General features: G+C 72.2%; 11 protein-coding genes. 1 reads left to right on the forward strand and 10 read right to left on the reverse strand.

The features are described 5' to 3' along the window. Nucleotides 1-216: 216 nt before the first annotated feature. The 7 genes from ABFT23_RS15340 to dxr form a co-directional block, all read right to left on the reverse strand. Nucleotides 217-2,001 carry a proline--tRNA ligase gene (locus ABFT23_RS15340; protein ID WP_347896660.1) on the reverse strand — a complete coding sequence of 595 codons (1,785 nt, stop codon included), beginning with the start codon at nucleotides 1,999-2,001 and terminating at the stop codon, nucleotides 217-219. Nucleotides 2,002-2,094: 93 nt separating this feature from the next. Next, a complete protein-coding gene (locus ABFT23_RS15345; protein ID WP_347896662.1) occupies nucleotides 2,095-2,460 on the reverse strand; it encodes a DoxX family protein in 366 nt (121 codons plus the stop codon). 35 nt (nucleotides 2,461-2,495) lie between these two features. Further along, the gene (locus ABFT23_RS15350) at nucleotides 2,496-4,298 is read right to left on the reverse strand and encodes a pilus assembly protein TadG-related protein (RefSeq protein ID WP_347896664.1); all 1,803 of its coding nucleotides are present in this window, start codon (nucleotides 4,296-4,298) and stop codon (nucleotides 2,496-2,498) included. A gap of 73 nt (nucleotides 4,299-4,371) precedes the next feature. Further along, complete coding sequence (locus ABFT23_RS15355; protein WP_347896666.1) at nucleotides 4,372-5,217, reverse strand: GNAT family N-acetyltransferase; 846 nt, start codon at nucleotides 5,215-5,217, stop codon at nucleotides 4,372-4,374. Nucleotides 5,218-5,233: 16 nt separating this feature from the next. Beyond that, a complete protein-coding gene (ispG, locus tag ABFT23_RS15360; RefSeq protein WP_347896668.1) occupies nucleotides 5,234-6,385 on the reverse strand; it encodes a flavodoxin-dependent (E)-4-hydroxy-3-methylbut-2-enyl-diphosphate synthase in 1,152 nt (383 codons plus the stop codon). Between the two features lie 229 nt (nucleotides 6,386-6,614). Next, nucleotides 6,615-7,988: a M50 family metallopeptidase gene (locus tag ABFT23_RS15365; protein ID WP_347896670.1), complete on the reverse strand. Its 1,374-nt coding sequence runs from the start codon at nucleotides 7,986-7,988 to the stop codon at nucleotides 6,615-6,617. Further along, the gene (dxr, locus tag ABFT23_RS15370) at nucleotides 7,985-9,112 is read right to left on the reverse strand and encodes a 1-deoxy-D-xylulose-5-phosphate reductoisomerase (RefSeq protein WP_347896672.1); all 1,128 of its coding nucleotides are present in this window, start codon (nucleotides 9,110-9,112) and stop codon (nucleotides 7,985-7,987) included. The genes ABFT23_RS15365 and dxr overlap by 4 nt, the downstream gene beginning before the upstream one ends. A gap of 66 nt (nucleotides 9,113-9,178) precedes the next feature. Here dxr and ABFT23_RS15375 point away from each other — a divergent pair, with 66 nt between their 5' ends. Then, nucleotides 9,179-10,000 (forward strand): calcium-binding protein, encoded by an 822-nt coding sequence (locus ABFT23_RS15375; protein ID WP_347896674.1) that lies wholly within the window; start codon nucleotides 9,179-9,181, stop codon nucleotides 9,998-10,000. A gap of 16 nt (nucleotides 10,001-10,016) precedes the next feature. On the opposite strand, the gene mctP is transcribed toward ABFT23_RS15375, so the two are convergent. The 3 genes from mctP to ABFT23_RS15390 form a co-directional block, all read right to left on the reverse strand. Continuing rightward, complete coding sequence (mctP, locus tag ABFT23_RS15380; RefSeq protein WP_347896676.1) at nucleotides 10,017-11,723, reverse strand: monocarboxylate uptake permease MctP; 1,707 nt, start codon at nucleotides 11,721-11,723, stop codon at nucleotides 10,017-10,019. Next, nucleotides 11,720-12,028 carry a DUF3311 domain-containing protein gene (locus tag ABFT23_RS15385; protein ID WP_347896678.1) on the reverse strand — a complete coding sequence of 103 codons (309 nt, stop codon included), beginning with the start codon at nucleotides 12,026-12,028 and terminating at the stop codon, nucleotides 11,720-11,722. Before ABFT23_RS15385 ends, mctP begins: the two co-directional genes overlap by 4 nt. Before the next feature lie 62 nt (nucleotides 12,029-12,090). Beyond that, complete coding sequence (locus ABFT23_RS15390) at nucleotides 12,091-13,524, reverse strand: M1 family metallopeptidase (protein ID WP_347896680.1); 1,434 nt, start codon at nucleotides 13,522-13,524, stop codon at nucleotides 12,091-12,093. Nucleotides 13,525-13,633: the final 109 nt, after the last annotated feature.

Consider the following 13,633-nt stretch of genomic DNA (forward strand, 5'->3'; position numbering starts at 1 on the left):
ACTTGTGCACGTCGAAGGGAGTCCCCCCGGGTCACCCGGTCCCTCGATCCGGCCTCTGTCCCAGGCCACCATGCAGTCCGCGTACTCGTCCCTCCGGGGAGCATCTCGGGAGTTCCCCGGAGCGATGAGTTCGCGGACTACTGGTTTTTCGCCGCAGACCGCTGCCCGTCCTGCCGGTCGCGAGCGACCGCGCCGAGCAGGAGGAGCCGCGCCCTCCTAGGCCTTCACGACCGCCACGACGTGGTCGACGACCGAGCCGACGGCGACGTCCTGGCGGTCGTCGGTGCGCCGGTCCTGCACCTCGACCGTGCCGCTCTCGGCGAGGCTGCGCCCGACGGTGATGCGCGTCGGGACGCCGATCAGCTCGGCGTCCTTGAACTTCACGCCGGGGCTGATCTTGCCGGCGCGGTCGTCGAGCAGCACCTGGACGCCGGCCGCGTCGAGCTCGCGCGCGATCTCCTCGGCGGCGGCGAAGACGGCGTCGTCCTTGCCGGCGGCGACGACGTGGACGTCGGCCGGGGCGACGTTGCGGGGCCAGCACAGGCCGCGCTCGTCGAGCGTGCCCTCGGCGATGGCGGCAACGGCCCGCGTGACGCCCACGCCGTAGGAGCCCATCGTGACGGTGACGAGCTTGCCGTTGACGTCGAGCACCTTGAGGTCGAGCGCCTCGGCGTACTTGCGGCCGAGCTGGAAGATGTGACCCATCTCGATGCCGCGCGCGGTCTCGAGCGTGCCACCGGCGCCGGTCTCGGCGCAGCGGGGGCAGGCGTCGCCGTCGCGGACGTCGGCGGCCTCGATGGTGCCGTCGGGGGTGAAGTCGCGCCCGGCGACCAGGTCGATGACGTGGCTGCCGGCGACGTCGGCGCCGGTGACCCAGCGGGTGCCCTCGACGACGCGGGGGTCGACGAGGTAGCGGATGCCGGACGGACTCTCCTCGCCCAGCGCGCCCGGGCCGATGTAGCCCTTGACCAGCGTGGGGTGCTTGCGCAGCTCGGCCTCGTCCATGGCCTCGACCGTGATCGGCTCGAGCTGGCCCTCCAGACGCTTCGGGTCGACCTCGCGGTCGCCGGGCACGCCGATGGCCACCGGCTCGCGGGTGCCGTCGGGGTGGGTGAGCACGACGAGCACGTTCTTGAGCGTGTCGCCCGCCGTCCAGGCCCGGTCGTCGCGGGGGTGCTCGGCGTTGAGGAGGTCGACGAGGGTGTCGATGGTGGGCGTGTCGGGGGTCTGCTCCGCGTGCGCGGCGGGCACGTCGTCGTAGGCGAGGGGGGCGGGCGGTGCCACCTCGACGGCCTCGACGTTGGCGGCGTAGTCGCACGTCGTGCAGCGGACGTAGGTGTCCTCACCGACGGCGGCCTTGGCCAGGAACTCCTCCGACCTCGACCCGCCCATCGCGCCCGAGGTCGCCTTGACGATCACGTAGTCGAAGCCGAGCCGGTCGAAGATCCGCACGTAGGCGTCGCGGTGCCGCTGGTAGCTGGCGTCGAGGCCGGCGTCGTCGACGTCGAAGGAGTAGGAGTCCTTCATCGTGAACTCCCGCCCGCGCAGGATGCCCGCGCGGGGCCGCGCCTCGTCGCGGTACTTGGTCTGGATCTGGTAGAGCGCGAGGGGCAGGTCCTTGTACGAGGAGTAGAGGTCCTTCACCGCCAGGGTGAACATCTCCTCGTGCGTGGGGCCGAGCAGGTAGTCGCCGTCCTTGCGGTCCTTCAGCCGGAAGATGTTCGGGCCGTACTCGGTCCAGCGGTTGGTGGCCTCGTAGGGCTCGCGGGGCAGCAGCGCGGGGAAGCTGAGCTCCTGAGCACCGATCGCGTCCATCTCGTCGCGGATGATGCCCTCGACCTTGCGCAGCACCCGCAGGCCGAGCGGCAGCCAGGTGTAGATGCCGGGCGCCGCCCGGCGGATGTAGCCGGCGCGGACGAGCAGCTTGTGGCTGGGCACCTCGGCGTCGGCGGGGTCGTCGCGCAGCGTGCGCACGAACAGGGACGACATCCGCAGAATCATGGAGCGAAGGCTACGGGGCGCGCTTCCTCCGGCTCCAACCACTATCGGTCGCGACCCTCCGCCCGCCGCCGGGGCGGCCGGACCCGGCCCGGGTCAGTCACGCCGGGTCGCGGCGAGCGCGGCCCTGACCATCGGCCACTGCGCGGGCAGCCGGCCGAGCGCGGCGACCTTCAGTGCCGTGTTGTCGGACTGCATCGCGTCGGCGGCCATCTTCAGGTTGGCCGGGTAGACACCGAGCAGCAGCGCGACGCTGCCCCACCCGGCCAGGCGCCGGGTGGGCCGGGCGAGCAGGCCGGCCGCGAGCGCGATCTCGGCGACGCCGCTGCCGAGGATGACCTCGCGGTGCGACGGCACCCACGACGGCATGATCGGCTCGTAGACCTCGGGCTTGACCAGGTGGACGACGCCGCTGCCGAGAAAGCCGAGGGCGAGGATCTTCGTGCTGCGGGCGAGGGCCATGGTGCGATCGTAGGGCCGCGGCGATCTCCGCCCGGCTAGCCGACCAGCCGCGGGCGGCTGCAGCTCAGCGCCGGCACGCCGTCCAGGATCACGTCGGACCCACCGACGCGGGCGCCCACGAGGCCGAGCAACGGCTCGATGACGGTGGTGGCCAGGCTGTAGGGCGCGGTGGGGCTCAGCAGCGCCGCCATGCCCGAGTCGAGGATGCTGTCGAGGAGCTGGGTCTGCTGGGTCGCGTTCAACGCAATGTTGGCGCCCAGCAGGCCCCCGAGCAGCTCGACGTTGGCGTTGACGTTGCCGTAGCTGCGGGTCACCGAGGTGATGCTGACCGTGCCGCTGCCGGTCGGGTACGGCGTGTCGAACGACCGCGGCGGCACCATGACCTCCACGTCGGCGCGGGAGCTGCCGCCCACCACGGCCTTGACGGTGACGCCGGCGTTGATCCGGATGACGGCGTCGACCAGCGACGGCACGCCGAGGGCCGACAGCACGGTCAGCTTGGCGCGCACCTCGGCTCGCAGCGGCGTGGAGATGGTGAGGTTGGCCAAGCCGTTCTCGACGTCGAGGACGACGCCCTGCCGCGCCCCGCAGCGCACCGAGTCGAGGCGCGACGACGTCCCGGCGACGCCGAGGTCGAAGGTCGCGTAGTTCTCCGCGGTGATCCGGGCGAGGGAGGCGGGTCCGAGCAGTCCGGTCACGAGGCGCGGCACGAAGTCGAGCGTGGTCGGGGCGAGCTGGCCGCCCACGCGCACGGTGAGCTGCTCGGTGTCGGACCGCACGCCGGTGGCCTCGTCGGAGCCGGGCCGACCGCAGTACTGCCGCGGCCCCTGCAGGAGGCTCACGGTCAGCCCGGCCGAGGTCAGGGAGGGCAGCGTGGCGCCGAGGTAGATGTTGGCGACCCGGGACCCGTGCAGCAGCGCGATGGAGCCGCCGACGAGGTCGAGGGCATCGATCGCCGCGCCGGTGAGCAGGCTCGAGCCGACGTCGGCCGCGAGCACGCGGGCGAGGTCGACGGTCACCGTGGGGCTGGCCGTGGAGGCGAGGGCGCCGAGGATGTTCACCGCGGCCGAGGGCCGCGGCTTGGCGACCGCCTGCGCGGCGACGAACAGCCGCCGCAGCGACACCTTCGCGCTGGCCAGCTCGTCGACCGAGGCGAGATCGAGCGCCACCGCGAGCGCCTCGAGGTCGAGCTTGGTGTTGGCCAGCCCCGTGTACGACAGCGCCGAGACGGTGCCACCGTTGCTGAAGGCCCCGGTGGCCATGGCCATCTGCCGCAGCACCGGGTCGAGGAGCACCGAGCGGTGGGTGTTCACCTGCGCCGCCCACGAACCGATCTTGTAGCAGGCGAAGCTGGTCGCGGCGGCGACCGCCGAGCGCGAGGCGCCGCCGGAGCCGGACACGAAGGCGAACGAGACGTCGGTCGACGCCGTCACCCGGACCGCCGTCGGGCTCGCCGCGCGGTCGACGAGCTCGATGAACCGGCCGTCGGCCCCGACGTCGCCGAGCTGGACGGCGATCTCGGGGGTCTCGCCGATGGTGGCGGCGTTGCGGTCGCGGCTCTGCTCGGCGAGCGTCCGGATGGAGGGCGTGGCACCGGTCAGCTCGCCCACGGTACGACCGTCGAGCTCACGCGACAGGTCGAGCGCGACCACGTCGGCCACGCTCTGCATGTCGGAACGGGCGACGCGCTGCATGCCGAGGTCGACGACGACGGCGGCGATGAGCACGAGGACGATCGAGAGCAGGCCCACGGTGAGCGCGACGGCGCCGCGCTCGTCGCGGACTCGGGGTCGGGCACGTCGGCGCAGGCGCCGACGCGTGACGCGGAGGGTGGTCACGGGACGTTCGTACCTCATCAGGACTCGGAAGTGCCTGAGTGTGACAGATGCTCGTCGACACGTGGGGGTGAAGTCAGAACATGACGGTCGAGAAGCGCGTCGTCTCGCGGAACCCGACCCGCTGGTAGACCCTGCGCGCCGGCTTGTTCCACTCGTTGACGTACAGCGAGACCGACGGCGCGATCTCGGCCCGGACGGCGTCGACGACGGCTGCCATGCCGGCCAGCGCGAGACCCTCGCCGCGACGCTCGGGCGGCACCCAGACCCCCTGGATCTGGGCGGCATCGGCCGTGGCGCAGGCGACCTCGGCCTTGAACACCAGCTGCCCGTCGTCGAAGCGCGCGAACGACCATCCCCGCGACATCAGCTGGGTGACCCGGGCGCGGTACAGGTCGCCGGTGCCGCCCGCCTCGGGCGAGACCCCGACCTCCTCGGTGTACATCGCGACGCACGCCGGGTAGAGCAGCGGCAGGTCGGCGCGCTCGGTGCGCCGCACGAACGGGTCGGGCACGACCTCCGGCGGGTGGTCGATGACCATGTGCGGCTGCAACCAGCGCGTCTCGCGCGGACGGCCCCAGCTGCCGGCGACCGCGTTCCAGAAGGTACGCACCGCCTCGTGCGGGCCGACGATCGTGGTCGCCGTCCGGCTGCGGGTCAGGGCGCGCTCGGCGAAGGCGCGCGCGTCGTCAGGCGTCGCCTCCACGGGCACCAGGTTCGCGCCGACGTGGCAGGCCGCGACGAGGCGCCCGGCGTCGAAGCGACCCCACATCTCCCCGCCCAGCCAGCGCGGCTCGAGGCTCGTCGTCCGGGCCCGGTAGAGGGCGAAGACGTTGGTGACCGGGTCGCGGTTGGCCAGCCGCAGGAAGTCGTCGAGGTCGGCGGTGCCGAGGACCCGGACCCCGTGGCGACTGGTTGGCACCCCTGAACCCTAGGGGCTACGAGACGGAGACCTCGGCAGCGGCGCCGTCGACGGACTCCATGCCCTCGGCGATGCGCATGGCCTCCTCGATGAGGGTCTCGACGATCTGCGACTCGGGCACGGTCTTGATCACCTCGCCCTTGACGAAGATCTGGCCCTTGCCGTTGCCGGAGGCGACGCCGAGGTCGGCCTCACGGGCCTCGCCGGGGCCGTTGACGACGCAACCCATGACGGCGACGCGCAGCGGCACCTCGAGACCGTCGAGGCCGGCGGTGACCTGCTCGGCGAGCGTGTAGACGTCGACCTGGGCGCGGCCGCAGGAGGGGCACGAGACGATCTCGAGCCGGCGCGGACGCAGGTTGAGCGACTCGAGGATCTGCAGGCCGACCTTGACCTCCTCGACGGGCGGGGCCGAGAGCGAGACCCGGATGGTGTCGCCGATGCCCTGGCTGAGCAGCGCACCGAAGGCCGTGGCCGACTTGATGGTGCCCTGGAACGCCGGGCCGGCCTCGGTGACGCCGAGGTGCAGCGGCCAGTCGCCCGCCTCGGCGAGCAGCTCGTAGGCGCGGACCATCACGACGGGGTCGTTGTGCTTGACCGAGATCTTGAAGTCGCGGAAGCCGTGCTCCTCGAACAGGCTCGCCTCCCACATGGCGCTCTCGACGAGCGCCTCGGGCGTGGCCTTGCCGTACTTCTCGAGCAGCCGTCGGTCGAGTGAGCCGGCGTTGACGCCGATGCGGATCGACGTGCCGTGGTCGGCGGCCGCCTTCGCGATCTCCTTGACCTGGTCGTCGAACTTGCGGATGTTGCCCGGGTTGACGCGGACGGCGGCACAGCCGGCCTCGATCGCGGCGAAGACGTACTTCGGCTGGAAGTGGATGTCGGCGATGACCGGGATCTGCGACTTGCGCGCGATCTCCGGCAGCGCGGCGGCGTCGACCTGGTCGGGGCACGCGACGCGGACGATGTCGCAGCCGGCCGCGGTGAGCTCGGCGATCTGCTGCAGGGTCGAGTTGACGTCGGCGGTGAGCGTGGTGGTCATCGACTGCACCGAGATCGGCGACTCGCTACCGACGCCGACCTTGCCGACCTTGATCTGACGGGTCGGACGACGGGGGGCCAGCACGGGCGGCGGAGCGGCGGGCATGCCCAGGCTGATCGCGGTCATGGGTCCAGGTTACTGCGGCGGGACGACGGATCCCGACTCGACGAGGTGGCCCGGCCGCCCACCCGGAGCCTCTCGGCTTCTTCATGACGTTCTCGGCTGTTGCAACACCTGGGAACGTCGGGAGTACCCGGTGCACCGGGTGCTCCCCGCACCGGTCCCGTACGGAACACCCGGTCCACCGGGTGTTCCGTGCGACGGGTGGGACGGATGAGGCCGGCGGGGCCGGCCGCTAACCGAACGGGCTGGCGACCGGGACGACGAGGTCGCCGACGATCAGCACGACGCCCATGACCAGGATCACGCTGCCGACGACGTAGGCGACCGGCAGGAGCTTGGCGGCGTCGACGTAGCCGGGGTCGGGACGACGTCGCAGCCGGGCGATGCCGCGACGGATCGCCTCCCACAGGGCCGAGGCGATGTGGCCGCCGTCGAGCGGGAGCAGCGGCACGAAGTTGAACATGCCGATGAACAGGTTGAACCCGGCGACGAGCGCGACGAGGAAGAAGACCTTGTCGCTGGTGGTGGCGACGTCGTCGGAGGCCGCCTCGCCGGCGAACCGGCCGCCGCCGACGATGCTCACCGGGCTGTCGACGGCGCGGTCCTCGACGCCGACGATGGCCTTGGCCACCCCGAACACCTTGACCGGCAGGGTGCCGATGGCCTGCACCGTGTCGACGGTCATGTGGCCCATCTCGCCGAGCGTGAAGAGCGGGCCGCCCTTCTCGACGATGGAGACCTGGGTCGGCGAGACGCCGAGGAACGGCACCTCCGCCGTGGTGGTCGACCCCGGCTCGACCGGGCGCGCGGAGACGACGAGCGGCCCGGAGACCTCCCTCGGGGCGCCGTCGCGGACGACGTCGATCGTGACCGGGGCGTCGCCGCCCTGGTAGCCGGTGATGAGCGAGCGCAGCTGGTCCCAGCCGGTGACGGTGGTGCCGTTGAAGCCGACGATCCGGTCGCCCGGCTCGAGCCCCATCGCCTTGGCCGGGGTGTCGGGGTCGGCGCTGCTGCACTCGCGGCTGCTCTCGGCGGCCGGCAGCACGCAGTCGGAGATCGTCGCGACGACGGGGGCGCCCTCGGCCGGCACGCGGTCGCGCTCGATGCCGTGGGTGGCGAAGAGACCCCAGAAGAGGAAGAAGGCGATGAGGAGGTTGACCGTGGGCCCGCCGGCCATCACGACGACCTTCTTCCACGACGGCATCTTGTAGAAGAGCCGGTCGGAGTCCTCGGGCCTGACCAGCTCCCACTCGGCCGCGCGGGCGTCGCTGATGAGCTGGGTGAACATGCCGGTGTTGGACTTGCGGATCTTCTGGACCCGGTTGCCGTGCTCGTCGTAGGTGACCTCGTCGACGAGGTCGTCGGCCCCCGGCGGGAGCATGCCGACGATCTTCACGTAGCCACCGAGCGGGATGGCCTTGACGCCGTACTCGGTCTCGCCGACCTGCTTGCTCCACACGGTCGGCCCGAAGCCGATGAAGTACTGGGTGACCTTGCCCCCGAACTTCTTGGCCGGGATCATGTGGCCGAGCTCGTGGAGGCCGATGGAGACCAGGATCGCGCCGACGAAGATCAGCACACCGAGCAGGTAGAGCAGTGCGGTCACGATGAGGTCTGTCCGATCAGGTGGAGCGCCAGGTCGCGGGCCCCGGCGTCGGCGTCGAGCACGTCGTCGACCGTGAGGGCCCCCTCAGAGGGTACGTCGTGCGTCCCCGCGACACGGCTCATCACGTCGGCGACGACGTCGACGATGCCGGTGAAGGGCAGCCGCCCGTCGTGGAAGGCCTCGACGCAGACCTCGTTGGCCGCGTTGTAGGCGGCGGGGGCGGTGCCGCCGGCGGTGCCGGCCTCGCGGGCCAGCCGGACGGCGGGGAAGGCGTCGTCGTCGACCGGCTCGAAGCGCCAGTCGGCGGCCTTGGCCCAGTCGATCGGCGTCTCGGCGTCGGGCACCCGGTCGGGCCAGCCCAGCCCGAGGGCGATCGGCACGAGCATGGTGGGCAGACCGAGCTGGGCCACCACGGCGCCGTCGACGAACTCGACCATCGAGTGGATGAGCTGCTGCGGGTGCACGACGACGTCGATCGCCTCCATCGACACGTCGAAGAGCAGGTGCGCCTCGATGACCTCGAGGCCCTTGTTGACCAGGGTCGCGGAGTTCGTGGTGATCACCTTGCCCATTGCGAAGTTCGGGTGGGCGAGCGCCTCGGCCGGCGTGACCGAGGCGAGGTCGGCGCGGGAGCGGCCGCGGAACGGTCCGCCGCTGGCGGTGAGCACGAGGCGGCGCACCTCGCCCCGCGTGCCGGCCCGCAGGCTCTGCGCGATCGCGCTGTGCTCGGAGTCGACCGGCACGATCTGCCCCGGGCGCGCGCGGTCGCGCACCAGCGGGCCACCGATGATCAGCGACTCCTTGTTGGCCAGGGCGAGCGTCGTCCCGGCCTCGAGCGCGGCGAGGGTCGGACGGAGCCCGACGGCGCCGGTGATGCCGTTGAGGACGACGTCGCACGGGTGCGCGGCGGCGTCGGTCGACGCCTCCTCCCCCAGTCCGTGGACGGCGGGCGCGAACTCGGCGACCTGCCGCTCGAACAGGTCGCGGTTGCCGCCTCCGGCGGTGAGTCCGACGACCCGGAACCGGTCGGGGTGCCGCCGGCACAGGTCGAGCGCCTGGGTGCCGATCGAGCCGGTCGAGCCGAGGACGACGACATCACGGCGGGGGATCTGTGCTTCGACCACGTGGTGATCCTCTCAGGCGAGCCGTCGGGCTAGGTTCGCGGGAGATCGAGACCCTGGAGGTCCTCCATGCTCATCCGATCCCTCGCCGGCGCCGCGGCACTGGTGCTCACCGCGACGCTCGCGAGCGTCGTCCCCGCCGTCGACCCCATCGCGGCGGCGGAACCGGCGTCCGCCCCGGTCGGCCGGGCCGCGAACCACCCCGTCACCGAGATCGTCGGCCAGTTCGACGGCGGGCTCCCCCGCCTGAGGGCCCGCCAGGTCCACCTCAGCACGTCGAGGTGGGGCTACCGGTTCATCGGCGGGCGCATCGGCCAACGGCTGACGATCACCGAGGTCGGCGGCCGCCTGCACTTCGTCGACCGGGCCGCGCGCTCGTGGAAGAAGATCCCGCCGACCTGTCGCCGGATGCGGGTGCCGGGGGCGGCCGCCGTGTCGTGCGCGATCCTCGGCGGCGACCGGCCCTACCTCGAGATCTGGCCGCGGCTCGGCCACGACTCGGTCGACGGGCACACCCTGCCCGCCCGCCACCGCATGTGGGTGCTCGGTGACGCCGGCAACGAGACCGTCCGTCTCGGCGCCGGTGCCGACTTCACCAACGGCGCCATGGGCTCCGACCGCATCTCCGGCGGCGCCGGCAACGACTGGATCCGCTCGGCCAAGGGCCGCAACGTGGTCGACGGCGGCCCCGGCAACGACCGGATCGCCGGCGGCGACCAGTCCGAGCGGCTCGCCGGCGGTACCGGCAACGACCGGATCTACGGCGCCGGCGGCAACGACGCCCTGCGCGGCGACGCCGGACGCGACGTGCTCAGCTGTGGTGGCGGCCGCGACACCGCCGTCCGCGACGCCGCCGACCGGCTCTCGCGGTGCGAGGTCGTGCGCCGCTGACCCGGGCGGTGCGGACCTACGGTCGGTCGGCGTCCTTGGCGAGCGGGTCGGCGACGTCGAGGTCGGCGTCGACACGCGGGTCGCCGGCGTCGGCGAAGTAGTCGGCGGGCACGGTCACGTCGCTGCCGTTGGAGACCGACGCGGCCCGCAGCACCAGCGTCAGCACCACGGTGACCAGCAGGTTGAGGGCGAATGCGGTGACCGCGATGTAGCCCATGTCGCCGAGACCGGGGATCTCGGCGAGGCTGCCGCCGAAGTGGTCGGACGTCGCGCTCGAGACCTGGTAGGCGGCCACGGTGCCGTAGACCATGCCGACCGCCCACCCGGCGAGCAGCGCCTTGCGGTGGAACCAGCGGGTGTAGAGCGAGAACACGATCGCCGGGAAGGTCTGCAGGATCCAGATGCCGCCGAGCAGCTGGAAGTTGATCGCGTTCTGCTTGTCGAGGGCGAGCACGAACACCAGGGCGAACGCCTTGACGGTAAGCGACATCAGCTTGGAGACCTTGGCCTCCTGCTGCGGGGTGGCGTCCTTCTTGAGCCACTCCTTGTAGATGTTGCGGGCGAAGGTGTTGGCCGCGGCGATCGACATGATCGCGGCCGGCACGAGCGCGCCGATCGCGATCGCGGCGAAGGCGACGCCGGCGAACCAGCCGGGGAAGAAGTCCTCGAACAGCTGCGGGATGACGAGCTGGGCGTTGGGCTCGCCGTCGAGCCCGACCGGCTGGGTGCCGGCGGCGATCGCGACCCAGCCGAGCAGCGCGAGCAGGCCGAGCACGAACGAGTAGGCCGGCAGGATCGCGGCGTTGCGGCGGATCGTGTTGCGCGACGACGACGACAGGCTGGCCGTGATCGAGTGCGGGTACATGAACAGCGCCATCGCCGAACCGAGGCCGAGGGTGGCGTAGGCCCACATCTGCCCGTCGCCGGGGATGAACGATCCGGTCGGGGCCCCCGTGGCCTCGTTGGTCGTCGCCATCTTGTCCTGGGCCGCGCCGAAGATCGCGTCCCAGCCGCCGACCTGACCGGGCAGGTAGACGATCGCGACGATGATGACGACGTAGATCAGCGCGTCCTTCACGAACGCGATGACGGCGGGCGCGCGCAGGCCGGAGGAGTAGGTGAAGGCGGCGAGCACGGCGAAGGCGATGAACAGCGGCAGGTCCTTCTCGACGACGTTGTCGCCCCCGCCGACGCCGGCGACCTCGAGCACCGCCTGGATGCCGACCAGCTGCAGCGCGATGTAGGGCATCGTCGCGACGAACCCGGTGACCGCGACGGCGAGTGAGAGCTGGCGGTCGTCGTAGCGGCCGCGCACGAAGTCGGCCGTGGTCACGTAGCCGTGGCGGTGGCTCACCGACCACAGCCGCGCCATGAAGATGAAGATGATCGGGTACAGCATGATCGTGTAGGGCACGGCGAAGAAGCCGGCCACCGCGCCCGTCGCGAACATCGCCGCCGGCACCGCGACGAAGGTGTAGGCCGTGTAGAGGTCGCCGCCGAGCAGGAACCAGGTGACCCAGGTGCCGAACTTGCGACCGCCGAGGCCCCACTCGTCGAGGTTGTCCATCTTCTCGGCGCGCCGGAAGCGGGTGGCGGCGAAGCCGAGCACCGTGACGAGCAGGAACAGCACGATCAGCACGACCAGCGCCGAGGTGTTGACGCTCGTGTCGGTGACGGCCGGCCGCACGGCGGGCACGGCGTTCGCGAGCACGTCGGGGCTCACTTCGGGGTCCCCCCGTCGGGCCGCGGCCGCGCGCGCAGCGTGAGCTGGTACGCCGTCCAGGTGAGCGCGGAGCACAGGAACACCCAGGCGAACTGGTACCAGAAGAAGAACGGGATGCCGCCGAGCTCGGGCTCGTCGCGGGCGTAGAGCGGCACCGCCAGCAGGGCGACGATGGGGATCGCGAGGCAGATGCCGGCCAGCACCATCAGGCGCCGATCGGTCGGCGGTGCGTCGTGCCGGGGGTCGTGCCGGGGGTCGTGCTGGTCGTGCGCGCGGGGCTGGTCCGCGCCGTTCCCGAGAGACATGCGACGGACGCTACTCCTGGAACCCGGTCTGCGCACCGGGTCGCTCCGGCGGGCTCGCGGGCTCAGCGCAGGCCGTTGCCCTCGGTGTAGGACGGCGCCCGCGGAGCCTCGAGCCAGGCGCGGAAGAACCCGCCGAGCCGTTGCCCGCTGATGCGCTCGGCGAGCGCGACGAACCCGGTCGTGGTGCCGTGCCCGTGACGCCGGGTGCGCACCCAGGTGCGGACGACCTTCCAGAAGACCCGCTCACCCAGGCGGTGGCGGAGGGCCTGGATCGTCATCGCGCCCCGCACGTAGACGGCGTTGCCGAACACCTCGGCGGGTCCGGGATCGCTGACCGGGGTGCGCCAGAACGACGGGACGCCGAGGTTGAAGCCCCGTTCGTCGCGCAACCAGGTCTGCGCCGACTGCCCGCCGCGTCGTTCGACGTCGTAGTGCTCCATGAAGGTGGCCAGGCCCTCGTTGAGCCAGATGTCGCGCCAGCGCCTCAGCGACACCGAGTTGCCGAACCACTGGTGCGCCAGCTCGTGGACCATCAGGCTCCGGCTGGGCGCGACGGGGTAGACCGGGCGGGTCTGGTTCTCGAGCGCGAACCCGGCCCGCGCGGCGAGGGGCGACACCACGCCGCCGGTCGACTCGAACGGGTAGGGCCCGAGCCTGCGGGCGAGCCAGGCCGTGACCTCGGCCGACCGCCGCAGCGCTCGCAGGGCCGGCCCGCGCCGCGACGGGTCGAGGTCGCGCGAGACCGCGACGAACGACGGCAGCCGGTCCTGCACGGTGCGCTCGACCTGGTAGCGCCCGAGCGCGAAGAACGCGTTGTAGGTGGTCATCGGGTCGGTGGAGCGCCAGTGCGTCGTCGCCAGCGAGCCCGAGACGGTGCGCCCGGCCGGCAGGCCGTTGGAGATCACCTGGTGGGTGGCCGGGCCGGTGATCCGGACGTCGAAGGTGGCCTTGTCGAGCGGGTGGTCGTTGGCGGCGAACCACCACGGCGCCATGTGCGGCTCGTTGATGGCCACGACCTCACCGGCACCGGCGAGCCAGTTGCGCTCACCGGCGTAGCCGATCGGTCCGGGGCGCCCGGCGTAGGTGACGACGACGTCGACGACCCGGCCACGCGGCACTGCGGCCGCCGGGGTGATCTGGAGCTCGTGCGGGTCCGGCTTGGTGTAGGCCGCCGGCACCCCGTCGACGAGGACCGAGGAGACGGGCAGCAGGAGGTCGAGGTTGAAGCGCGAGAGCGCCGCCGTCGCACGGAGGCGCACGGTCGTCGTCCCGGACAGGGTGCGGGTGGAGAAGTCGTAACGGTCTCGGACGTCGTAGTGCAGCGCGTCGATGCCGCCGTTGCCATCGAGCGGCCAGTACGGATCACCGATGCCAGCCGCCCCGGGGGCGGCGACGACGCCCCGCCCGGCTGCACTGCCGGGGACGGACGGCAGGCCTGCGGCGACGAGGACGACGGCGGTCGCAGCTGCGATCCGGGCCGGGGACGAGGAGAGCACCCGACGAGGGTAGGGCCGCACCACGCTCCGCCGTGACGTGACCCGGCACCCCGCGGCGGTAAATCGGTTGCCCGGCACCGGGACGGTGCTCCAGGATCAGGGCCGAGTC

Source organism: Nocardioides secundeburneus, from assembly GCF_039939255.1.
Lineage (GTDB): Bacteria > Actinomycetota > Actinomycetes > Propionibacteriales > Nocardioidaceae > Nocardioides.

What these genes read in the sequence shown, in the direction of transcription:
- ABFT23_RS15340 (WP_347896660.1), bottom strand. Translation starts at nt 2,001, where the DNA reads ATGATTCTGCGGATGTCGTCCCTGTTCGTGCGCACGCTGCGCGACGAC.
- ABFT23_RS15345 (WP_347896662.1), bottom strand. Translation starts at nt 2,460, where the DNA reads ATGGCCCTCGCCCGCAGCACGAAGATCCTCGCCCTCGGCTTTCTCGGC.
- ispG (WP_347896668.1), bottom strand. Translation starts at nt 6,385, where the DNA reads ATGACCGCGATCAGCCTGGGCATGCCCGCCGCTCCGCCGCCCGTGCTG.
- ABFT23_RS15375 (WP_347896674.1), top strand. Translation starts at nt 9,179, where the DNA reads ATGCTCATCCGATCCCTCGCCGGCGCCGCGGCACTGGTGCTCACCGCG.
- ABFT23_RS15385 (WP_347896678.1), bottom strand. Translation starts at nt 12,028, where the DNA reads ATGTCTCTCGGGAACGGCGCGGACCAGCCCCGCGCGCACGACCAGCAC.